At 66.3% G+C, this 21,671-nt stretch carries 19 protein-coding genes and 1 pseudogene; 9 read left to right on the top strand and 11 right to left on the bottom strand.

The genetic code is table 11. The features are described from left to right. A complete protein-coding gene (locus tag LMA02_RS31660) occupies positions 1–708 on the top strand; it encodes a DUF3142 domain-containing protein (RefSeq protein ID WP_228910627.1) in 708 nt (235 codons plus the stop codon). 95 nt (positions 709–803) lie between these two features. Here LMA02_RS31660 and LMA02_RS31655 read toward each other — a convergent pair whose 3' ends face one another. After that, positions 804–1,640 carry an alpha/beta fold hydrolase gene (locus LMA02_RS31655; protein WP_228910626.1) on the bottom strand — a complete coding sequence of 279 codons (837 nt, stop codon included), beginning with the start codon at positions 1,638–1,640 and terminating at the stop codon, positions 804–806. Between the two features lie 245 nt (positions 1,641–1,885). On the opposite strand from LMA02_RS31655, the gene LMA02_RS31650 reads away from it, so the two are divergent. After that, the gene (locus LMA02_RS31650) at positions 1,886–2,260 is read left to right on the top strand and encodes a VOC family protein (protein ID WP_228910625.1); all 375 of its coding nucleotides are present in this window, start codon (positions 1,886–1,888) and stop codon (positions 2,258–2,260) included. Positions 2,261–2,340: 80 nt separating this feature from the next. On the opposite strand, the gene LMA02_RS31645 is transcribed toward LMA02_RS31650, so the two are convergent. Next, the gene (locus LMA02_RS31645; protein WP_228910624.1) at positions 2,341–3,174 is read right to left on the bottom strand and encodes an oxidoreductase; all 834 of its coding nucleotides are present in this window, start codon (positions 3,172–3,174) and stop codon (positions 2,341–2,343) included. Positions 3,175–3,268: 94 nt separating this feature from the next. Between LMA02_RS31645 and LMA02_RS31640 the strand changes: the two genes are divergently transcribed. Then, positions 3,269–4,240, top strand: a complete 972-nt coding sequence (locus LMA02_RS31640; protein ID WP_228910623.1) for an AraC family transcriptional regulator — start codon at positions 3,269–3,271, stop codon at positions 4,238–4,240. A gap of 30 nt (positions 4,241–4,270) precedes the next feature. On the opposite strand, the pseudogene LMA02_RS31635 reads toward LMA02_RS31640, so the two are convergent. From LMA02_RS31635 to LMA02_RS31625, 3 genes and pseudogenes are all read right to left on the bottom strand, one after another. Continuing rightward, a pseudogene (locus LMA02_RS31635) lies at positions 4,271–4,429 on the bottom strand (galactose-1-epimerase); the annotation flags it as partial. Positions 4,430–4,629: 200 nt separating this feature from the next. Beyond that, entirely contained in the window at positions 4,630–5,739 is a 1,110-nt protein-coding gene (locus tag LMA02_RS31630; RefSeq protein ID WP_228910622.1) for a hypothetical protein, read from the bottom strand. Positions 5,740–6,051: 312 nt separating this feature from the next. Continuing rightward, complete coding sequence (locus LMA02_RS31625) at positions 6,052–7,335, bottom strand: MFS transporter (RefSeq protein ID WP_228910621.1); 1,284 nt, start codon at positions 7,333–7,335, stop codon at positions 6,052–6,054. Between the two features lie 243 nt (positions 7,336–7,578). Between LMA02_RS31625 and LMA02_RS31620 the strand changes: the two genes are divergently transcribed. Then, positions 7,579–8,484, top strand: a complete 906-nt coding sequence (locus LMA02_RS31620; protein WP_228910620.1) for a ketopantoate reductase family protein — start codon at positions 7,579–7,581, stop codon at positions 8,482–8,484. 37 nt (positions 8,485–8,521) lie between these two features. Here the strand turns inward: LMA02_RS31620 and LMA02_RS31615 are convergent, their stop codons facing one another. From LMA02_RS31615 to LMA02_RS31605, 3 genes are all read right to left on the bottom strand, one after another. Beyond that, positions 8,522–10,072, bottom strand: coding sequence for a hypothetical protein (locus LMA02_RS31615; protein ID WP_228910619.1), 1,551 nt, complete (start codon positions 10,070–10,072; stop codon positions 8,522–8,524). Between the two features lie 190 nt (positions 10,073–10,262). After that, entirely contained in the window at positions 10,263–12,041 is a 1,779-nt protein-coding gene (locus LMA02_RS31610; RefSeq protein ID WP_228910618.1) for a hypothetical protein, read from the bottom strand. A gap of 181 nt (positions 12,042–12,222) precedes the next feature. Beyond that, a complete protein-coding gene (locus LMA02_RS31605; RefSeq protein ID WP_228910617.1) occupies positions 12,223–12,657 on the bottom strand; it encodes a hypothetical protein in 435 nt (144 codons plus the stop codon). Here LMA02_RS31605 and LMA02_RS31600 point away from each other — a divergent pair. Next, positions 12,656–13,303: a hypothetical protein gene (locus tag LMA02_RS31600; protein WP_228910616.1), complete on the top strand. Its 648-nt coding sequence runs from the start codon at positions 12,656–12,658 to the stop codon at positions 13,301–13,303. The genes LMA02_RS31605 and LMA02_RS31600 overlap by 2 nt on opposite strands. A gap of 120 nt (positions 13,304–13,423) precedes the next feature. Here LMA02_RS31600 and LMA02_RS31595 read toward each other — a convergent pair whose 3' ends face one another. The 3 genes from LMA02_RS31595 to LMA02_RS31585 all read right to left on the bottom strand — a co-directional run bounded on the left by LMA02_RS31595 (position 13,424) and on the right by LMA02_RS31585 (position 15,717). After that, positions 13,424–14,464, bottom strand: coding sequence for an aromatic ring-hydroxylating dioxygenase subunit alpha (locus LMA02_RS31595; protein WP_228910615.1), 1,041 nt, complete (start codon positions 14,462–14,464; stop codon positions 13,424–13,426). Positions 14,465–14,529: 65 nt separating this feature from the next. Next, positions 14,530–15,030, bottom strand: coding sequence for a lytic transglycosylase domain-containing protein (locus LMA02_RS31590; protein ID WP_416378707.1), 501 nt, complete (start codon positions 15,028–15,030; stop codon positions 14,530–14,532). 492 nt (positions 15,031–15,522) lie between these two features. Beyond that, positions 15,523–15,717, bottom strand: a complete 195-nt coding sequence (locus tag LMA02_RS31585; protein ID WP_228910614.1) for a hypothetical protein — start codon at positions 15,715–15,717, stop codon at positions 15,523–15,525. Positions 15,718–16,087: 370 nt separating this feature from the next. Between LMA02_RS31585 and LMA02_RS31580 the strand changes: the two genes are divergently transcribed. From LMA02_RS31580 to LMA02_RS31565, 4 genes are all read left to right on the top strand, one after another. Continuing rightward, entirely contained in the window at positions 16,088–16,282 is a 195-nt protein-coding gene (locus LMA02_RS31580; RefSeq protein WP_228910613.1) for a hypothetical protein, read from the top strand. A gap of 249 nt (positions 16,283–16,531) precedes the next feature. Continuing rightward, positions 16,532–17,971, top strand: coding sequence for a helix-turn-helix transcriptional regulator (locus LMA02_RS31575; protein WP_228910612.1), 1,440 nt, complete (start codon positions 16,532–16,534; stop codon positions 17,969–17,971). 14 nt (positions 17,972–17,985) lie between these two features. Continuing rightward, positions 17,986–18,618, top strand: a complete 633-nt coding sequence (locus LMA02_RS31570) for a GNAT family N-acetyltransferase (RefSeq protein ID WP_228910611.1) — start codon at positions 17,986–17,988, stop codon at positions 18,616–18,618. Between the two features lie 63 nt (positions 18,619–18,681). Further along, a complete protein-coding gene (locus tag LMA02_RS31565; RefSeq protein WP_228910610.1) occupies positions 18,682–21,663 on the top strand; it encodes a hypothetical protein in 2,982 nt (993 codons plus the stop codon). Positions 21,664–21,671 lie beyond the last annotated feature (8 nt).

Below are 21,671 nucleotides of genomic sequence, written 5' to 3'. Positions count from 1 at the left end.
GTGATGCGCATCGCGTGTGTCGCGCTGCTGCTCGCCGGCCGCATCGCGCTGGCCGGCACCGTCGATGCCGCGCGGTACGACGCGTTCTGGCTGTGGGCCGGTGTGAAGCCGCAGTCGGTCGTCAGCGGCGCGCGCACCCTGTACGTGCTGCAAGGGCAGATCGAAGCGTCGCCACGCGACGAGTCGCAGGTACGCGTCATCGCGCAGGGCGTCGCGCTGCCGCCCGCGCCGAACGCCCGGGTGTGGCTCGTCTATCGTGCGCATACGCTGCGCTGGACGCCGCGCGTGACGCGGATCATGCTCGCGCAGCTCGAGCGCTGGCGCGCGTCGGGCCGCACGATCACCGGTATCCAGATCGACTTCGACGCACGCACGCGCCACCTGCAGGATTACCTCGAATTCCTGCGGACGCTGCGCGAGACGCTGCCCGCCGATTGCCGGCTGAGCATCACGGGGCTGCTCGACTGGAGCAGCCGCATCGATACCGACCAGGTCAACCAGCTCAGGGGGATCGTCGATGAAGTGGTCGTGCAGACCTACCAGGGGCGCAGCACGATCCCCGACCATGCGGCCTACCTGCCGCGCGTCGCACGGCTGCAGTTGCCGTTTCGCATCGGCGTGATCCAGGGCGGCGAGTGGGACGCCCCGCCGCACCTCGCGGCGAATCCGTGGTTTCGCGGCTACGTCGTATTCCTGCGCAACGACTAGCGGGCACAAACGCGGCGACCGCATCCCGCCCGCACAATGGCGACGCAGCCCGCCGAAGCAGGCATGCGTCGCTACCCGTTACACCGTTTACACCGTTACGACTGCACGAAAGCAAGCAGGTCGGCGTTGAGGACGTCCGCGTTGATCGTCAGCATGCCGTGCGAGTAGCCCGGATAGGTTTTCAGCGAGCCGTTCTTCAGCAGCTTGATCGACTTCAGCGCGGCATCCGCGATCGGCACGATCTGGTCGTCCTCGCCGTGCAGCACGAGCGTCGGCACGGTGATCGCCTTCAGGTCCTCGGTCTGGTCCGTTTCCGAAAAGGCCTTGATCCCTTCGTAGTGCGCCTTCGCGCTGCCGATCATGCCCTGGCGCCACCAGTTCTGGATCACGCCCTGGTGCACCGTCGCACCGGGCCGGTTGAAGCCGTAGAACGGGCCGCTCGGCACATCCACGAAGAACTGCGCGCGATTGTCGGCGAGCGCCTTGCGGAAGCCGTCGAACACGTCGAGCGGCAGGCCTTCCGGGTTCGCGTCCGTCTTCAGCATCAGCGGCGGCACCGCACTGACCAGCACCGCCTTCGCGACGCGGCCGGCCGGCTCGCCGTGCCGGGCCACGTAGCGCGCGACTTCGCCGCCGCCGGTCGAGTGACCGATGTGCACCGCGTTGCGCAGGTCGAGCGCCTCGGCCACCGCGAACGCATCCGCCGCGTAGTGATCCATGTCATGGCCGTCGGACACCTGCGCCGAGCGGCCGTGCCCGCGGCGATCGTGCGCGATCACGCGATAGCCTTTCTGGACGAAGAACAGCATCTGGGCATCCCAATCGTCGGACGACAGCGGCCAGCCATGGTGGAACACGATCGGCTGTGCATCCTTCGCGCCCCAGTCCTTGTAGAAGATCTCGACGTTGTCCTTCGTGGTGATGTAAGGCATGGCTGCAGGCTCCTTTGGGGTAGATGAACGCGTGCCGGCCGAGCACCCGGGCGGGTGTCGGCACGAATCGCGGCGCGGCGGCACACCGCGCCGATCGACGCGGCACTTTCACGTTGTAGCGGAAAACTGCGACCCTGTCATGAAGCGGATTGCATCCGGCATGAACGAGGCCCGGCGGGCCGCCGCGCCGTATGGCAATATCGCGTCGGATCCGCCGTGCAGCCCCACTCACTTCAGGGACACTCATGTTCGATCACGTCAAATTCGGTGTCAGCGACTACGCAGCCAGCAAGGCCTTCTTCCTCGGCGCACTCGAACCGCTCGGCGTAGCGGTCCTCGACGAAGGCGTCCCAACCTACGGCGTCGAACTCGGCATGCCGGGCAAGCCGACGCTGTGCCTGTTCCAGACCGCCGAGAAGCCGGCCCATCTTCACCTCGCATTCGCGGCCGACACGCGCGCTCAGGTCGACGCGTTCCACCGTGCGGCGCTGGCTGCGGGCGGCAAGGACAACGGCGCACCCGGCCTGCGCCCGCAGTATCACGCGAACTACTATGCGGCGTTCGTCATCGGTCCGGACGGGCACAACATCGAAGCCGTTTGCTCGCGCGCCGAGGCCTGATCGTTCGATCGGGCCACGATTGACTGCATCCGCGCGTCACGCAACCAACCGCGGATTCGTCACACGCGAGCCATTGCGCGTCAACCGTCCGTCGACACGGTCACCGCCTCCCATGCGCGCATCTCGTCTTCCAGCGCCGACCATTTGGCGCGCACGAGCCGCAGCGCATCGCTGCCGAGCAGCAGATGGGCCGGCGGACGGTCCGCCGCAATGACCGCGAGCATCGCGCGCGCGGCCTTCGCGGGATCGCCCAGTTGCCGGCCGCTTTTTTCCTCGCGCGCCTGGCGGATTGGATCGAAGATCGCGTCGTAATCGGCGATGGAGCGCGGCGTGCGTGTCATCGAGCGGCCGGCCCAGTCGGTGCGGAACGAGCCCGGCGCGACGGCGGTCACCGCGATGCCGAACGGCGCGAGCTCCTGGCCGAGCGTTTCCGAAATCCCTTCCAGCGCGAACTTGCTGCCGCAGTAATACGCGATGCCCGGCATCGTGATGTGGCCGCCCATCGACGTGATGTTCAGAATGCGCCCGCGCCGGCGTTCGCGCATGAACGGCACGACGGCCTTCATCATCGCGACGGCGCCGAACACGTTCACGTCGAACTGTCGGCGCATCTCCGACAGCGGCGACTCCTCCAGGATGCCTTCGTGCCCGTAGCCGGCGTTGTTCACCAGCACGTCGATGGGGCCGACGCTGGCCTCGATGTCCGCGACGACGCCGTCGATGCGCTCGAAGTCGCTCACGTCGAGCACGCGCCCGATGGCCGCCTGTGGGGACAGCGCTTCGAACGCCTGCCTTGCCGCTTCACTTCTCACGGTGCCGACCACCGTATGACCCACTGCCAGCGCCTCCTGCGCGAGCGCGCGGCCGAAACCGCTGCTGACGCCGGTGATGAACATGACGTTACCGGATGCCATGTGAGCTTCTCCCAAATGTTGATCGAAGCATGCATACTAGTCTGACGATCTAAGCCGAATAAGCCCGATTCTGCTGATTTTCTTGCATAAAACTATGAGCGCCGCACCCTCCTCGCCCCGATCGCCGTCGCTGCCCGCGCGCGGCCGCCAACGCCTGATCGCGTTGCTGCACGCGTTGGCGCCCAACGAAGGCTACAACCTGACCGCGCTGCCGAGCGTGCGCATCCTGCGTTCGAACCGCGCGCTGTCGCGCACGCCGGTCCTGTACGACCCGGGCATCGTGATCGTGTGCCAGGGTCGCAAGCGCGGCTATTTCGGCGGCGAACGCTATCTGTACGACGAGGATCACTATCTGGCCGTATCGGTGCCCGTGCCGTTCAGCATGGAAACCGACGCGACGGCGGCGCACCCGCTGCTCGCGCTGTATCTGCACCTCGATTTCCCGATGGCCGCCGAACTGGCCGCGCAGATCGACCGCGCGGGGATCGCGGAGCCCGTGCAGGCGCCGCGGAGCATGATGTCGACGCCGATGGACGAAGCGATGCAGGCGAGCGTGCTGCGTTTCGTCGAGGCGATGCATCGGCCGCTCGAAGCGGCTGTGCTCGGCCCGGGGCTGCTGCGCGAACTGTATTTCCGCGTGCTCACCGGCGCGCAGGGCAGCGCGATGAGAAACGCGCTGGCGATGCGAGGCCAGTTCGGCCGGATCGGCCGTTCGCTGCGCGTGATCCACGCCGACTACGCGCAGGCGCTCGACGTGTCGCGACTGGCCGGCGAGGCTGGGATGAGCGTGCCGAGCTTCCACAGCCACTTCAAGGCGATCACGCAGGTGTCGCCGATGCAGTACCTGAAGTCGACGCGACTGCATCAGGCACGCCTGTTGATGGTGCGCCAGGACCTGACGGCGGAGGCGGCCGGTTACGCAGTCGGCTATACGAGCCCGTCGCAGTTCAGTCGGGAATTCAAGCGGCTGTTCGGGCTCACGCCCGCGCAGGAGACGAAGCGCATGCGCGCGCAGTTCGCGATTCCGGCGGCGTTCGACGATGCGGTGTATGTGTCGTCGCATTGACGTACCGCATCCCGCTGCGCCTGCACGCGGTCATCGCGCGCTCACCTTCCATACCGTCACCTCATGCAGCGTCTGCCCCGGCTTGAGCACGGTCGTCGGGAACGACGGATGGTTCGGCGAATCGGGAAAGTGCTCGGCTTCCAGCGCGAACGCGTCGGTCTGCCGGTAGGCCGTTCCGCCCTTGCCCGCCGAACGTTGCGAACGCACAGATCGCGAGTAGCGGGCGGAGCGGCCAACGTCGTTTCATGGAATGTCTCCGAAGCCGGTTTCTTCGCGACGCAAATCGCGTGCCCGCGCGGCGCCCGGCGATATGCCGATCGACGCGCTCAGGCAGCGCCGCCGGCCATCGCGCACGAACGTCGACGACGGTCGACACGCGCCGCTTCGCGTCAACGCAGGTCCCGATCGTCGCGCGGCCCGGTCACGGCTTCGAAATGGCCGCCTCGATCCCAGATGACGACCTTACGCGCGTCCGGCTCGGTGGACCCGAGACTGTCCCGGTGGACGACGCCGTTCAGTTCCGATATGACTTCGACCTTCAATTTCGGCTGCACGCCGGGATCGGCGTTGATCAGATTGACCAGCCTCCGTGCGGGTGCGCTATCGGCAGAGAGCTTTTCGCCGTCGCGGAGACGCTCGCCCGGAACATTCTTGAGAATCTCGCGATACTGATCGACCAGCTCAGGATGCGACGAATCGAAGTTGCCGGTCGCATGCTGGAGCACCGAAATCAGGAAACAGTTGTTGGTGCCACCGGGGGTGATGCCGTCATTCGGTACGGCGCGCATCCCTGCCTGTGTCAGTGCCCGTTCGATGCGAGGCGAGGTCATGTTCGCAGCGACCGCTTCCTGTAAGTACTCGAGCTTGCTCGAATAGAGTTGTCGTTTGTCGGCCGGCAAGTCGTCCCAATCGGTGATGCGGCCGCCGTGAGCCGTCGCGCCGGCGTCGAAATGCTCGTCGATTGCAGGCAGGTCCTTGAGAAAGGCTTCCGTGCGGCTCTGCTCCAGCGCGAGGCGCAGCTGCGCCTGTTCTTCCGCGAGCGTGGCGGGCGGCCGCAAGTCGGTAAAGGTTCGCGACCGCGCTGCGTGCGATGACGCAGTGGCAGTTGGCCGCGGCACGTGGACCGCCGGCCGGGGCCGGTCGATGTGCAGCTGTGCGAGGACCGAATCACGGGTTGGCGGCATCGGCGCAGATGGCGACGCCGAGCCCGCGGCCGCAAACATCCGACTCGCGGCGGTCGCTTCGGCTGGAGGGCGTCGAATCGAAACCGCGTCAATCGCCGGTGTCGCGGCGCCCGGACGCCCAGGACGCAGCATTGGCGCGGACAGCGCGCTGCGCTGCCGCGCAACGGCATCGGTGGCAGCGCGGGGCGCTAGCGCAGCGAGGTCGGCAAGCGGGCCGGCCGGCCGGTGCGTCGTACGGACGGTACGCGCAATGGCGTGCGCCTCGTGCATGGCCTCCAAGACCGGCACCAATGCACTGGTGATTCTGTTGACCATCGACGCTCCCCACCTCAAGATTTTCAGGCCGACCGGTTCCCGTCTTCAAAACAGTATCGAGCCGCTCGATACGAAAGGTAAGCAAGAGCGCGTGCCGATACAACGCAAACCGCGACGCCGGATCGGCTTGCTTCGCAACCCAAAACATTGCTTCGCCGAGATTGCCATGTGCCCGGTGAGCGCCCCGAACCGCGTTCGGTCGGAACCCCGCCGCGCGGATGCCGGCACCGGCGGTGCGGCTCGCACACACGTGCGGCCCGGCCGCCGATGCGCATGACGCGCGGCCAGGTCGCCATCCCTGTCAGCCGCGGCCTAGCGCGCCGGGCGCAACGCGAAGCCTGCCAGCGCGCCGACGATGCACAGCGCGCCCACATAAATCTCCGGCGCCTGCGGGTTCGATTTCAGCATCACGGACACGAACACCGGCGTCAGGCCGCCGAACAGCGCATACGCGACGTTATACGAGAACGAGATCCCCGAAAAACGCACGATTGGCGGAAACGCCTTGACCATGGCGACCGGGATCGCCGCCACCGCACCGACGAAGAAACCGGATACCGCGTACAGCGGCAGCAGCAATGACGGGGCGACGGCGAGCTGCCGGAGCATGAAAAAATACGACGCGCCGAGCAGCAGGCAGCCGCAGAAGATCGTGCGGGCGGTGCCGATGCGTCCGGCCACCGTACCGGCGACGATACATCCGATGGTCAGGCAGAGCGTCGCGGCCGAATTGGCCTGCAGCGCGAGCGCCGGCTCGATATGAAAACGCTTGGCGACGAGCGTCGGCGTCATCAGGATCACGACGACGATCGCGGCGGTCAGTGTCCATGTGAGCATCATCGAAACCAGCACGGCCCTGCCGTGATCGCGCAGCACCGCCTTCAACGGCACTTCGCGGGTCAGCGCCCGGCTTCGCTTCATGTCGATGAACACGGGCGTTTCATTGAGCCAGCGTCGCAGAAATGCGGACAGGATTCCGAACAGTCCGCCGACCACGAACGGAATCCGCCACGCATACGCGCCGATGGCGGCATGCGAGTAGTGCTGGTTGATCCCTGCCGCGATCAGCGAGCCGAGCAGGATGCCGAGCGTGAGGCCGCCCGTCAGCAGGCCGCACGCATAGCCGACATGGCGCGGCGGCACGTGCTCGGACACGAACACCCACGCGCCGGGCACCTCGCCGCCCACCGCCGCGCCTTGCAATACACGGCACAGCAGGAGTAGCACGGGCGCGGCGACGCCGATCGATGCATAGGTCGGCAGCAACCCCATCATCAACGTCGGTAGTGCCATCAGCATCACGCTCATCGTGAACATGCGCTTGCGGCCGACGAGATCGCCGAAATGCGCCATGATCACGCCGCCGAGGGGGCGCGCGAGATAGCCGGCCGCGAAAACCCCGAACGTCTGCACCTGGCGCAGCCAGTCGGGAATCGACTGCGGGAAGAACAATTGACCGATGACCGTCGCGAAAAACACGTAAATCACGAAGTCGTAAAACTCTAGTGCGCCGCCCAGCGCGGCGAGCACCAGCGTTCGGTGGTCGCTGCCTGTCAGCGGACGGGGCGGCGCAAGCGGAATCTGAGACGCGTTCAATGAATTCGTTCCTGGAAGAGGTTGGGTTTCGGATCGGCATGCCGATCCGATGACGTGCCACCTCCCGAGAACACGCGACGCGTTCGCGTCATTCCGTCGCGCATCGATTTATCGGCGTCACAGCGGTGCCGGGAATAAACCGACGGTCTCGCGTGTTTGATGTGGATGGATGGGCCGACGTGCCTGTTTCAGCCATGCGGCCTGGTCGCGCATGACATGTTCATTGATTCCCTCGGAGACATCATGCGGTTTGCAGTCCTCGGCGCCGGCGCGGTCGGCTGCTACTTCGGCGGCATGCTGGCGCTGCACGGCCACGAGGTCGGGTTCATTGGCCGTCCGCTGCATGTCGACGCGATCCGCGACCACGGCTTGCGCATTCAGACGCGCACGTTCGACACGCACGTGTCCGCCCATGCGTCGACCGACATCGCCGCGGCCGGCTCGGCCGATGTGGTCTTCGTCTGCGTGAAAGCGGGCGATACCGCCGAGGCCGCGCGCGGGTTGCGTCATGTCCTGGCGCCGGACGCCATCGTGGTCAGCCTGCAAAATGGCGTCGACAACGCGGCGCTGTTGCGGGCGGAGATAGCGCAGCCGGTCATTTGCGCGGCCGTCTATGTGGCGAGCGAGATGGCCGGCCCCGGGCATCTGCTCCACCATGGCCGCGGCGATCTCGCGATCGAAGCGTCGCCGTCCAGCGAACGGCTCGCGCAAGTACTGCGCGCAGCCGACATTCCCACCCGGATCGCCGACGACGTGGGCGCGGTACTCTGGCGCAAGTTCATGCTCAACTGCGCATACAACGCGATTTCCGCGATCGTGCACCTGCCGCTGGGCGAGATGCCGCATCGCGACGCATTGCGCGAAACGATGTGCGCGATCGTCGCTGAATGCATCGCCGTCGCCGCGGCCGAAGGCGTGCATGTCGACGACGAGCCGGCCGATATCGTCGCGCACATCGAGGCGACGATTCCCCCGGGCCAGTATTCGTCGACCGCGCAGGATCTGGCGCGCGGCAAACCCGGCGAAATCGACCATCTGAACGGCGCGGTCGTTCGGCGCGGTCTGGCCGCCCGCATCGGCACGCCGGTCAATCGGACACTCCATCTGCTCGTGAAGATGCTGGAAGCCAAGGCCGCGGCGCGCTCGTGACGGGTGACGATCGCGTGGGGTCGACCCGGGCAGGCAGTCAGGTCGCGTCGGACGCCCGATCCGTGACCCCGGCCTCGATATCGTCGGTCGGCCGCTGCCGCCACGGCGACGCGCTCGCCGCACCGACGAAAGCCGGCAGCATGAACGCGATGGCCAGCGCGGCCAACACATTCGTCACCAGCGCGGCGTCTTTCGGACCGAGCTTCGCAGCCGGCCCGACCTGGCTGATCGCGCCGATCAGACCGAACAACGCGACGAAAAGCGATTGGCGCCCGAGCATGGCCCCCATCGCCTTGTCCGCGAAATCTTCCCGGCTCGCGCGGCCGATCCTGCGACCGTTCGGTTGATGGTCGCCGGCGTTCGCGACAAAGGGGAGGTGCAGGCTGGCCGTCAGCTCGAGGTTCCCGATAGCCCGCATCCCCTCCCGCACGCCGCTCATCAGCGTCGGGGCGACATCGAACTTGTCGAAAAATGCGGTGAGCGCGGGATAGCACAGCGCGTCCATCGTCTCGCCGAATGCGTTGGCGCCCGAAAAGGCAAGCACGGAAGGCGTCGCGTGCGCGACCGATCCGGATGCCGTCGCCGCGCTTGTGCCGGAGTGCGATGTGCCCACGCCCTGCAATGTATTGACCACGAGCTGATTGATGCAATAGATGGCCGCGTCCGCCAGCACGGCGTTTCTGTTCGGCGCGGTTTTTCCGGGGTCCCGATTGTCGCCGAGACGGACGAACACATTCAGCATATCGCGAGTGATCGGATACACCGTCGCCTTCGCCAACAGTGCGGCCGCGTCGCCGAATCCGCCCGTGGTGGCGGCAGCGACGCCGGCGCCCGATAGCCACAGAACGTTGCTCGCCTGGCCAAACTTCGTCCAGGTATTCGCCCGCCCGTCTCTACGTTGTTTCAAAAACACCAGTGCGTTAAGCAACGCAGTGGCGCCGAGAATCGTGCCGGATACCGCGATCCTGGTGGACTGAGGCGAATGTTCCAGCCATCTCGCCACCTCATGCCCGCAGACTTCACGGATATAGGTCGTAGCCAGGGTAATGGCCCCTTCACGCGCAATTGCGGTGCCGATGTTGGCGGCCACGCGCCGAAGCGCCGGATGACGTGCTGCCGACAGCGCATGTTCCGCGGGTGACAGCGGCAGCGACGGCGCAGCCTCGGACCTCGTCATCGCCGACTCGGTTGACGAAGATAGCTGCCGGGTCGATGACGGCCGCGGGGTGTGCGCTTGGGCCGGCGGTGATCCTGCGATCGTCGGTTCCGACACGGACTCGGGAGCGTGTTGGGGAGCAACCGTCCCGGCCGGGTCGCCCGCCGCTTTCGCCCATTCCGGCACGATGGGGACCGGGATGCCGGAAAGATCGCGCCGGTCCGGCGAGCCGGCCGGTTGCAGTACCGCCGTACCGGACCCACGCTTGCCCCACTTCCTGCGCTGGTTACGCAGGTCTGCGACCGGGTTGTTCGGCAATTGCGCAAGGCGTTTCGGGTGAAGTTCGAGGGTCCTCGGCGCCAAAGGCGTACTTCGATCACGCTCGCCGCCAGCGCTCGATATCTGCGGATGGCTTTGCGACAGTTCAGCCAAGGCGGACGAGACACGACTGTCACGTCTCACCGAACTTTTGCCGGACCGACTCGGAGAGGTCGCCTCGTCCGGGTGTGCATCGACAGAAGCCGGGAACGACTGCGTCACATCACCAGATCTCATTGCAATGCCCCAAAAATTGCCGCGTTGTCATACGATTCAACGAACCACTCGATCGGCGCCGGAACCGTCAAACCATGTCGCCACCGGTCGGCACCGCGCGTCGCGGCTGTCCGCCTGCAACGTCGGCGATGGCGCGAGGTATACGTGTAGCAACGTCGACTGCCATCGCGACGCCATCGCTGATCGGCTGTAGCACATGGGCCTGTGCTGCGCCGGGCAATGCCTGCGCGGCCTGTCCGAGCGTGCGCAAATATTGCGCGCCGCGCCCGGCGCCCGATTCCAGCAGCCCCATCGCGCCGCCGAGCACCAACGTGACGGCATAACCAATTTGGGCATTGATCTCGCCAGGGGGCCGGGCGATCCGGTCGAGATCGGCGAGCGACGTGCTCTCCGATTGCGAAATCTGGCGCAGCACGCTGCTTTGCTTGCCGCGGTCGGTGGTAATTTTGGCGTCCACATGGTTCGCCCCGCTGCCCACCCACCTTTCGGTCAGCATCGTGGACAGCATGCTGATGACCTCGGTCGGCGTCGAGTACATCAGCGTAATGAGCTGTTCGACCGAGTTCGGGATGTAGCCCAGGTGTTCGAACACGGACAGGAACAACCCGAGCGTTGCGGCAATCTCGCCGCCGGTGGCCATCGAACGGATCGACGATCCGGTTCCCCGGGCCGCGCGCAAGGTATTGAGCGCTTCGGCTTGGACGTGCTTGCGCACATCGTTCGCGGCCGGCGGCGGAATCGTCCCGGCCGCGATCATGGCCATCTTGGCCTCGACCAGTTTCTCGTGGTCCTCCTTGATTTCCAGCGGGACCATCGCGCCGGACGTCCATGTCGCGAGCAGGTTGGTACCTTGTTTCACCGCCAGCAGAGCGACGGCAAGACCATGATTGCCGCTGTCTCTCGCCTCGATAGCCGCCTGGCGCACGAGATTGTTCGGAATCGAACCGAGGGCCGCGATCGAGCCGGAATAGGCCGCGCCCTTCAGGTCGTCCAACGCCGTGGCCAAGTCTTCCGGCACGAAGCGGCCGCCCTTCATCACCTCCATCAGCCGCTTGATGACCATCGAATCGAACGTTTCGGCGACCAGCGGTGTCAGCGAATCGAGGTAGGGGCCCCCTCGTGCCGCGGGTTCGCGGCCTATGGCCTTCTTGACGCTGCCCCAGATGCCGTAGTCGAAGGCCGCGCCGATCGCGCCGGTGCCGACCAGGCTGGCGCCCAGGCCATACGTCAATTCCTTGTTGAAGTCCTTGTTGGTCGCGAGCGACAGCAGCGACATCGCGCCGAAATCGTGGCGGAATTTCGCTAACCGCGTGTTCCGCTCCGGATCGTCGGGTGGCGCCGTCAGCACGGATTGCAGACGGGCGCCCAGCGTGCTATCCGGCGTCACTTGAATACGCAGGCCGATATTGCGCAGGAATTCGCTCGGGCGCTGGTTCGCCTCCGGCACGCGGGCTCCGGGCGTAAATGCGTGCTCCGGCTTGGCAATGGCATCGCGCAACAGATCCGTGGCCAACAGCAAGTTGCCGCCCGCAAATTTCATGAACATGCCCATCTTGCCCATCAGGTTCTCGTCCCATTCGACCTGGATGCGTGACCCGGGCGGAAGCGTCGACATCTTGACGGCAGCGGGATCCAGGTGCGCGATGAGCTCAAGCATGGCCTGCACGCCCTGGTCGTCATCGCAGCGCAAGTGCTCGTCCGCACCGATGCTCAGCGTGCCGCCGCACGGCGGCGGCATCTTGAGTGTGATCTCGTCGCCGCTCGATTCGGTGCTCGAATGAGAACGAGCGGCAGAGGTCGTGCGAGAGAGGCTGCTCATTTCGATGGGCGGTTCGACGTCGGGCACGCTCGTGGTATCGGCAGCGCCAGGCCGCCCCGGCGACGTCGAGCGACGCCTGGCGGGCGACGCGCTTCGGCGGCCGGCGGCGTTGGTCGACGAGGCGAGTTGCGGGCCTCGCGACGACAGTTTCGACAACGGCGACGACGCAATCCCCGGGCTCTTGTCCGTGGAGCCCCTTGGATCAGGCTTATGCGACGGTGCGTGCGATACGCCATCGTCTTGTACGAACTCGGGAAGGGTCGAGGCAGAGCGAATCGACGATGGCATGGCGAATGTACCTTGATGGAAGGATCGGAATCGATGGTGCGGATGCTACGTGCACTGCCGTCGGCTTCACGTCGAGCAGACGAAGCGGGATATCGATGCGCGAACCTTCGCCAACGCGAATCGGCAGAACGCGGCATGCGCGCAGGCATCCAGCCGATGCCGCCACCACCCCGGTTCGACGACCGATCAGCGCGTGGCGCGCGCTGCCGGCATTCGCCGGCATCTCGTTCGCATGGAACTCACCCGCTTCGCAAGCGGTTATCGAATCGCGGCGATCTTGGCTAGATTGCTCGGTGCGTACATCCGCCTGAAACACGGCAGGTTCGCACCTTTCCAACTCCAGTGAGAATGCCATGTCCGTCGAAATGCCCAATACCACCAATACTCCGAACGTCGATGACTGGAACAAATCCATCGCGAACGACGCCAACAAGTACGGCGACGATATTCGGAAGTTCATTGACGACAATGTCAAGAAATACTCGAAGCAATTCACCGATGACATGAAGAACGCGATGACGCCGGGTGAAAACAACCCGCAGTACCAGTCGGCGCTGAAGGACTGGAGCAGCAAGAATCCGGACGCCGCCAAAAACTTCGACAAGAGCGCCAACGATCCGAAGCAGAAGAAGCAGGTGATCAATCAACTGCAGATGGCGATCAACAAGGGCGAGATCACGAAAGACCAGGCATCCAAACTGTTGACGCAAGGACCGGCGGCGCACGAGTACGATTTCTCGTCGAAAGGCCACAACGGTACGTCCGCCGGCGCTTACTCGATCGCGCACGAAACCGGCGGTGCACTGGACGGAGACTCCTCCGATCCGAAGAAGGCGGGCCGCGAATATATTGCGTCGCAAGTCTTCTCGCTCGGCGGCACGATCCGGAACCCGCTCAGTATTGCGCTCGATCCGACCGAGAGCCATTCGGCCCAGAACATCTTGAGCCCGTTGATCAGTCCGATGAGCATCGGGGGGCAATGGCTGGGCCAACTCGGCTGACGCCGGCTGCCGCTCGCGCGCGGTGCGCGCGAGCGCGCCTCCCCGAACGCACGACAGGGGCCGGCATGCTCCACGCCGGCCCCTCTCTATTCCGCTCACGCGCCCGCACGAACCGGAATCTCACGCGCTCGCGCAGCGCGCCTCTTCCGCTATCCGACGCTCGACGATCCGGCGTGCGCGAATCGCGCCTGCGTCGCTGGCGAGCAGCACCGGCCGCTGCGCCCAGAAATCCGTTGCGCCCAGCGCCGCTTGTTGCGCCTCGAGCATCGGCAGATCTTCATCGCGGAACGGCACCATCAGCCCGGCGACCGCGTAATCGACCAGCACGCGCGCCGCGGGACCAAGCGCCTTCGGCAAACCGAACGCGAAGAAATAGTGCGTGCTCGCGGCCGTCTCGGGCGTCAGCAGATGCGCCGAGCGCGATACCCGCCCGTGGGTCGCGCCGCTCGGGCACACCGCGACGTCGATCGCGAGCAGCGACGGCGGATCCCAGCGCACTTCCAGATGGCGATCCGCGCGCACGCCGTCGGGCACGCCGAACGCACGCGCCACGAACGCCGGCAACCGTTCCGCCTGCGTTCGCCTCGACGAGCGCACCGTGTCGCCGTCCTGCTCGACGCGGCCGGGATCGCGTGCGATCGCGTCGCTGCCGAGCGTGTCCGGATGCAGATACTGGAAATGGCTGAGGTCGAGCAGGTTGTCCACGCTCAACTGATAATGCGCGCGCGTCAGCAAATAACCGGTGCTCACTTCGTTATCCTCTGGATCGACGAACGAGAAGTCCGGCAAGGACGCGCCCGCGTCGGCCAGCGCGGCGTCGCCCATCCAGATCCACACCGCGCCATGACGCTCGATCACCGGAAAGCTGCGCACGTGCGCGGCAGCCGGAATGCGACCGTCGCCGTGCGGATTGTGCGTGCAACGGCCCGTGCCGTCGAAGCGCAGGCCATGATAGGGACAGCCCACCGTCCCGTCGCGGACATCGCCCTTGTGCAGCGGCGCGAAGCGGTGCGGACAACGGTCCGACAGCGCGCGCGCACCATGTTGCGCGTCGCGGAACAGCATCACGGGTTCACCCAGCAGCGTGCGGCCGAGCCCTTTTTCCGTCGACAGCTCGTGGCTCCATGCGGCGATATACCAGGCATTTCGAATGAATGTCATGATTTTGGTCCTCTTGTCGCGAAGCGCGGCGCGTCCCGCCGCAAGCGCCGCGCGCCGTTTCCGGCTCACGGTTCGAACTGCGCCGGTCCGCTACCCCATCGCGTCAACGTCTGCTGAATCCGGCGCACATAGGCATCGCGCAGCTTCGGCGTTTCGGAGTGGTAGGCGCCCACGGCTTCCCAGGTGTTGCCGTGTTTCAGCATCTGCTTCTTCAGCTGCCAGGCGGCCACGTAGATGTTCACGCACTCGTCGCGCAGCGACTGCGCATCGATGCCGAAGCCGGCCAGCTCGCGCAGATGAATCGAATTGATCTGCAGTTCCCCGATATCGATCGAGCCGTTGCCGTTGCGATGCTCGGCCGCCGGGTTGCCGCGCGATTCGACCCAGGCGATCGCGCGCAACACGTAAGCACTGACGCCCTGATAGTTCGCCGCCGCGTCGAAGCAATCCGCGAACGCGCACGGGGTCAGGCAACAGGACAGCACGACGGCGGCCATGCCGCGTGCAATGGTGTAACGGCCGCCGCGTGTCCATGGCCGCGACGGCCGGAAATATCGACGAGTCATGTTGGATCCGATGGGTCGAATGGTCGGCATGGATGCACGGCGCGCGCACAGTCCGGTCCATGTCCGGTCGGCGCGCATGGACAAAACACGCACCGTACGCCGTCGCCGTGCCGGATGAAAAGTAACCACGGCCGTGATCGACGTCCATCGCGCCACCGCCGCAACGTGCCGTTCGGTTCGGATCGGCACGTGTCGCTTCGCGCACCCGAAGCCGCGAGCGGTGCTCGCCGCGACTCGATGGCCCGCCGTTCGGGTGGCGCCACGAGACTTCGTCCCGCCGACACGACGAGCAGCCACGCGGGGCTATAACCGCGACACCCCTTTCCTGTGCTGGGAGAATCACGTGGCATCCATCAGAACCGTATCGCCGTCGCCCAGTAACGCCGAATCCATCGGAGAGCATTCCAGACCGGGCAGTGCCGATCATCCGGACGGCGGATCGCTGTCTCCACGATCGCGATCGCAAAGCGTCTCGTCAGCGCTGCTGAACCTTCAACATGCAGGAGCGGACAGCCTCCATTCGCGCGGCAGGATATCGGTCAGCCCGTTTCCGGCAGCCCGGGCAAGATCAACCGGCCCATCGACGCCGGCGAACGACGCACCTTCGATCTTCGCGCCGCGCCCCGTGAGGGCCAGCGACGCGATTTCCTTGCAGGGCCTCGGGCGCCAGCGTGCGCCTTCGCCCATGCGTCTGCGACCGGCGTCGGCACCTCCGAGGATGGACGCGGAATCGTCATCGATTGCGCCCGATCCGCCGCCACCCTACACGCCGGCCTCGCCGCACCCGGCCGGGGAAACCGCGACGCGCTACGCTCCGCCGCCGGGGCCGCCGCCCGGGTGGAAGCCCGAGTCCGATGGTGCTCAGCGCTACGCCCCGCCGCCCGGTCCACCGCCGGGGTGGAAGCCCGAGTCCGATGGCGTTCAGCGCTACGCTCCGCCGCCCGGTCCACCGCCAGGGTGGAAGCCCGAGTCCGATGGCGTTCAGCGCTACGATCCACCGCCCGGGCCGCCGCCCGGGTTTCATGCACATCATCCGGGCGCGCATCCCGAGCCGCTGATGCAGGAAATGCCGCAACATCCCGAGGTAATGCCCCACGGGCAACCGGCCGAACCGCATTGGCTGGAGCGGCGGTTACCGCAACTCGCGAACATGGGAGGCCAGATCGCCGACATCGTCCTGTCGACGCTCAACGCATTCCTGCAAATCCTGGTGAAGGCCGCGCACAAGCTTGAGGAACTTTCAAGGAAGTAAGCATGCGCGACGCGTCACGGATGCATGACGGGCGGCGCGCGGCGCCACGGCCACCCGCCGCGCTCGTTCGCGGCATCGGAGCGGCATCGGAGCGGCATTGGAGCGGCATTGGAGCGGCATTGGAGCGGCCAGCCAACGGTAACAGAACGTCAAAGATCGCAGAACACCCGGACCCCGGGTGCAACGATGTACTCGACAAATGACTGTCACCCGTTCGCACCTCAACCGCTTTTCCGACAGGAGCACGCCATGCTGTCCACCCTCTATTTCGCTATCGCATCGGCCTTGTCGTCGGCAGATACGTCGTCGACGTTCTGTACCAAGATGTTCGCGGGCCAGTTCCTGGACGCAGCGAACCTCGCCGCCCATCGCGCCGACACGAAACGACCGGCGGGCGCGCCGGACGTCGAAGCATTGCAGGCGTATGCGGACGTCCAGCTCGTGCTGGGGCGCCATGAAGACGCGGAAGAAACGTATCGTCGCGTGCAGAAGGCGCTGACTGGCGAGCGCGTCGCGATCCGGGCGGCACTGAGCCGCAATGCAGCCTGGCAGGCACTGTTTCGCAACCGGTTCGGCACCGCGCTGATGTGCTTCAAGCGCATTGCCGACGACGATGAAGCGTCGCCGACGCAACGTCTCGAAAGCCTCGTCGGCGCGACGCTCGTGCTGTTCCATCTCGGCCGCCTCGACGGCGCACGCACGCGCCTCGACATGATGTCGGAGCTGGCCGTCGCCGCGCCGGACAAGCGTTGGCGCCGGCTGGTGGATGCATTGCGCCGGGATCTGCTCGCGCAATACCACCTGCGCGCCTGCGAGCCGATCGCCGACCACATCTACTGGCACTCGGGGCACCCGGTCGTCCTCGAACCGGCGGCGAACGAGGTCGGCGGCGGCATGTCCACGTTGTCCGACGAACAAACGCCGATGATCGCCGTGCTCGCGCAGCGCGCCGACTATCTTCAGCAGCTGCAATCGCTCGCGCGCGGCAGCGAGGCGGTGCTGGAGCGCATCGAGGTGTATCTGCGCTGGAGCGTCGGCGCCGGACTGCACGACTACCATCGCGCGCTGCGCCTGGAAGTCGCGCTCGCCGCGCTGGCCGGCAACGCGACCCGGGTCGCCGAAACGATGCTGCGCATGTTCAACGACACGTCGATGCCCGGCAACCAGCATGCGCGCTGGTATCTCGAGTATCTCTATTGCCAGTCGAAGGTTCGTCAACAGCAGGGGCGTCTGCAGGACTATTCGCAGCTGTATGGCCGCTATGCGCTGCTCTCGATCAAGCACGTGCGCGAGGACGGCTCGCTGCTGTCATCCGCATCCGCCGAGCGCGCCGAACCCGTCGCGGACGACATCAGCGCACGGTTGCCGGGAAAATATCGCCGCGCGTACCGCTACCTGACCGAATGTCTCGACCGCCCGGATCTGTCCGTGCGCGAAGTCGCCACGCATATCGGCATCACCGAACGCGCGCTGCAGCTCGCGTTCAAGACCCATCTCGGCATCACGCCGAGCGAGCTGATCCGCCGCCAACGGATGGAACACATTCGCGACGAACTGATGGCGGACGACACGCTGGCCCCCAGCGTGCTGCAAATCGCCAACCGCTGGGGCGTGCAGCATCGTTCGACGCTCCTGAACGGCTATCGGAAGATGTTCAAGGAAACGCCTTCCGAAACCTTGGCGCGCTGACGCGGGGAACAGCGATGAATACCTTCTGTCCGCCGACGATCATCGAAACCGACGCGCTGCGCTTGCGCCCGTTTGTCGATGCCGATGCCGACGCACTCTTTCACGCGTTGCTCGGCGACCCCGCCGTCACCGAATGGCTGCCGTTCCCGACGCATCGCAACGTCGCGCAAACGCGCGCGTTCATCCGCCATTGCCAGCTCGGCTGGTCCAGCAAGACGCGCTTCACCTGGGCGATGGAGGACTTGCAGACCGGCCGCCTCGTGGCGGCCATCGATCTCGCGCCCGCGCCGCCGCGCGCCGAGATCGGCGTCGTCACGAGCCGCTGCGAAGGCCATCGGCGACGACGCGCGGGGCTGGCCGCGCTGTTGATGCTGATCGACTGGCTGCTCACGCAGCCGCAGCTGTACCGTATCCACGCGTATTGCGCGCCCGAAGGCCCCGCGGCCAGCACGATGTCGCGGCTCGGATTCACCCTCGAGGCGAGGCTGACCAACTGGGAGCCGCGCCCGAATCGCAACCTCGCCGCCGGCGACGCGCTGCTGTTCGCCATCACCCGTGGCGCCAACGACACGTCGTCGCGCATCGCGCGGCGACTGGCGTCGCGGCACGCGCCGTTCCCGGCCGTTCAGGACCACACCGAACCATGAGCGGCATCGCGTGTCGGCGAAGCGGCGTGCTCACCGGCTCGTTCGTCGCCTATCCCATCGCACATGAGAACATCCCCGCCCACCCAAGCCGATACGACCGAGATCGGCGAACCGGCCGCCGACGCGGAGCAGCGCGCGTCCCGATCCGTTTCTCGGCCGTCTCGCGCCGATTTCCCCCCACACCTCGGAGGTCTTCAGCGACAACGACGCGAGACGTCGTCGCCTGTTTCGCCGGCTGACGACGCGCATGCCGCGCCGGCACCGCGCTCGAGCGCGGCTGCCGCATTCGCGCGGCCCGCAGGAATCAATCGATTCGCCAATGCGACACAGAAGCTCGCCGAATTGCCGAGCCGGATCGCCGAACGGGTCAGCGTGTCGTCGGTGAAGCGCGCCATCGGGGATTGCGTCGACTTCGCGACGCTGCAACCGAAAATCAGCAACGGTCGAGGGAATGACGACGCGACGACGATCACCGTCGGCAAGCGACATTTTTTCGTCCGGACGATGGCGCTTCAGTCCGCCGACGGGAAAGTGGATCGTATTCGGGTGATCGCCGAGCGTGCCGCCGAAACCGGAAAATCGGGCACATTCAGCGGGTTTCATCCCGTCACCGCGAATCTCACGCCCGATACGACGATCGAGCTTTTCAGCACGCCGAACGGCGAATGGGCCGTGTTCGGTCAGCAACCCGCCAAGGCGTCGGCCAACTGGCTCGCCGCGGACGCATTCGATGCGCTGAATCAACCGGCCCGCTCCTCCGGGATCGTACGGATCGGGACGCGCGAGTTCTGCCAGGCCCGGCTGATGACCGTACCCGCCATCGACGGCCCGTGCGCGCCGGTCGTGGTCGAGCGGGTCGTCGGCACGAAGGCGGCCGCGGATCGGTATCGCCTGTTGGGCGCCGATCTGAGCGCGGGCCGGACGATTCAGCTTGCCGGCCATGCCATCTCCGCCGATCCGTTCGAAACGGCGATCGTCGCGCAACTCGAACATCGCTGGGGCGGCTCGCACCGCGTCGATTCCATGAAGGCCGCCGCGATCCACGCGTTCCGTGCCGGCATGCCCGCGCAAGAAGCGATCGTGCTCGCCGAGCAGCTCGCGTCGGACGCGCGGACCGACCTCGGCGCGAACGGCCCGGCCAGCTATGCCGCGGCCGGCGCAAGCGCCGGATTGACGCGACGAGCCGGGTACGACCCGGCCACGGCGGCGCGCGTCGCGCAGGCAGTCGTGCGCACCGCCGAATCGATGCATTCCCCCCGTCCAGATCATGCGACGACCGGACGACTCGGCGCGATCGCGCAGGCTTACGACGACGCAACGCAGGGTCTCGCGAGCATGCGTGAAGCCGTCAAGGCCATGGACAGACGCGCACTGGGGCCAGACCTCACGGCGATCAACACGGCAGCCCGGGAACTGTTCATCGAGAAAACGCCCGCCGCGAACATCGCGCAGACCGCGGATGCGGCAGCACGACGCGCGATCGAGACGCTGCAAGCCGATAAGAGCCGGACCGAGGCATCGCTCAGACAAGCGGAAGCCGCGCTCGCTCACGCGCACGCACGAGTGGCAGCCGTGGTGGCCGAGCAGCCGCCGGAGCAGCCCGTGTCCCGCTCGAGCTGGCTGCCGCTTTCGCTGGCAGGCTGGCACGCGCCCACGATGTCGGCGGAGCAGCAGGATCGTGAGCGCGTTGCGTACGAGGCGCGTCTCATCCACGAACGTATCCAGCTTCTGGACGTGCAGGAAGCTTACGAAAAGGCCCGAAAAAGCCGCGACAACGCCGCGACTCAGGTCGTGCTCGTCGGCGATGACGACGAGCAACGGCTGCGTCGCGACGTCATCGTGCAAGCACTGACCCATGCCCGCACCGCCGCGCCGAACCGGCACGGCGCCGCAATGGTCGCGGCGCGCGCGGCATGCGAAACGTTCGGCGCGGATGGCGACCAGGCGATGGCTCGCCGCGCGGCCGCGACCGCGCACCTTGCCGCGCTGGGCGGCGCAACGGATCACGATTCGCTGGTCGCCGCGCATCTGTTGGCGGCCCGCTGGGGTGCCGGATCCGGCGAACCGGCCGTTGCCCTGGCGCGGCAGCTCGCCTACGCGCAAGTGGCGAGCGCAGGCATCCCCGCCCCCGGCACACGGCCGGCCTGGACGCTGGCGGCGAGTGCCGCAGCCGCCTTTCTCGGCGAGCACGGCAACGACGCCAACACGGCGGCCTTGCTGATGGGCAGCGCCGTCACGCAACCCGGGCCGCTTCCGTCGACCCAGCCGGCCGGCAACGATGCACTCTATCGCGTGATCGATTTGCCTCCGGCACTACCCGGGCCTGCTGTCGCACGGCCCACCTTCCCGGCACACTACGAGGCGGTCGAGTCGACGCTCGGTGCGCACCAGGCCGACCCGGTCCACGAGTGGAACCACGCAAGGATCAGGCAGGTCAGCGATTCGGGGTTCCGTTCGGAATCCGGATTGAACACCACTACCTACATCATCGAGGTGACCGGGGAGCGAGGAAACTACTGGACGAATTTCGAATGGTCGGCCAATGCCAACCAGCTCTACGGCGAGGTCACCATCCAACCGCACGGCGCGTCCGCCGACGATACCGCGGCGCGCGCCAAGGCCGTCGTCGCGTACAACGGCGTGACCGGCAAATGGCAGTCGTTCGAGCAACGGTCGATCGACCTGACGGCCGCCACGGTCGCGGCACTCGACGAGATCCGCAAACTGGTCGAATCGCGCGACGACGAACTGGCCCTGACCCGGCTGCCCTACAGCGGCAAGGACAGCGGTTACATGCAGAACGTGGTGCCGGATTTCGAACGCAAGGTGGAAGAACAGGTGCGCCTGTTCGTTCAGGGGCGTCTCAGCAAGCCGAGGTTCATCAAGGAGATGGCGGATCTCCACATCGACCTGGCCAACAGGCTGGAACACGATCGCAGCCGGAAGAAGGCGATCATCCGGCATCAGATCGACTCCGCCGTGCGAATCGCGTCGGTTCTGGTCGGAACGGGCCTGGGCGCCGCACGGGTCGCGGGCGCATTCTAGTGAACCGT

This window comes from Burkholderia sp. B21-005, from assembly GCF_020843965.1.
Classification (GTDB): domain Bacteria; phylum Pseudomonadota; class Gammaproteobacteria; order Burkholderiales; family Burkholderiaceae; genus Burkholderia; species Burkholderia ambifaria.
This window is presented reverse-complemented; position numbering and strand designations above follow the sequence as displayed.

Bases quoted from the DNA above. Each gene is read 5' to 3' on its own strand.
- LMA02_RS31655 (WP_228910626.1), bottom strand. From the start codon at position 1,640: ATGCCTTACATCACCACGAAGGACAACGTCGAGATCTTCTACAAGGAC.
- LMA02_RS31650 (WP_228910625.1), top strand. From the start codon at position 1,886: ATGTTCGATCACGTCAAATTCGGTGTCAGCGACTACGCAGCCAGCAAG.
- LMA02_RS31645 (WP_228910624.1), bottom strand. From the start codon at position 3,174: ATGGCATCCGGTAACGTCATGTTCATCACCGGCGTCAGCAGCGGTTTC.
- LMA02_RS31640 (WP_228910623.1), top strand. From the start codon at position 3,269: ATGAGCGCCGCACCCTCCTCGCCCCGATCGCCGTCGCTGCCCGCGCGC.
- LMA02_RS31630 (WP_228910622.1), bottom strand. From the start codon at position 5,739: ATGGTCAACAGAATCACCAGTGCATTGGTGCCGGTCTTGGAGGCCATG.
- LMA02_RS31620 (WP_228910620.1), top strand. From the start codon at position 7,579: ATGCGGTTTGCAGTCCTCGGCGCCGGCGCGGTCGGCTGCTACTTCGGC.
- LMA02_RS31600 (WP_228910616.1), top strand. From the start codon at position 12,656: ATGTCCGTCGAAATGCCCAATACCACCAATACTCCGAACGTCGATGAC.
- LMA02_RS31605 (WP_228910617.1), bottom strand. From the start codon at position 12,657: ATGGCATTCTCACTGGAGTTGGAAAGGTGCGAACCTGCCGTGTTTCAG.
- LMA02_RS31595 (WP_228910615.1), bottom strand. From the start codon at position 14,464: ATGACATTCATTCGAAATGCCTGGTATATCGCCGCATGGAGCCACGAG.
- LMA02_RS31590 (WP_416378707.1), bottom strand. From the start codon at position 15,030: ATGACTCGTCGATATTTCCGGCCGTCGCGGCCATGGACACGCGGCGGC.
- LMA02_RS31585 (WP_228910614.1), bottom strand. From the start codon at position 15,717: ATGGGCGAAGGCGCACGCTGGCGCCCGAGGCCCTGCAAGGAAATCGCG.
- LMA02_RS31580 (WP_228910613.1), top strand. From the start codon at position 16,088: ATGCAGGAAATGCCGCAACATCCCGAGGTAATGCCCCACGGGCAACCG.
- LMA02_RS31575 (WP_228910612.1), top strand. From the start codon at position 16,532: ATGCTGTCCACCCTCTATTTCGCTATCGCATCGGCCTTGTCGTCGGCA.
- LMA02_RS31570 (WP_228910611.1), top strand. From the start codon at position 17,986: ATGAATACCTTCTGTCCGCCGACGATCATCGAAACCGACGCGCTGCGC.
- LMA02_RS31565 (WP_228910610.1), top strand. From the start codon at position 18,682: ATGAGAACATCCCCGCCCACCCAAGCCGATACGACCGAGATCGGCGAA.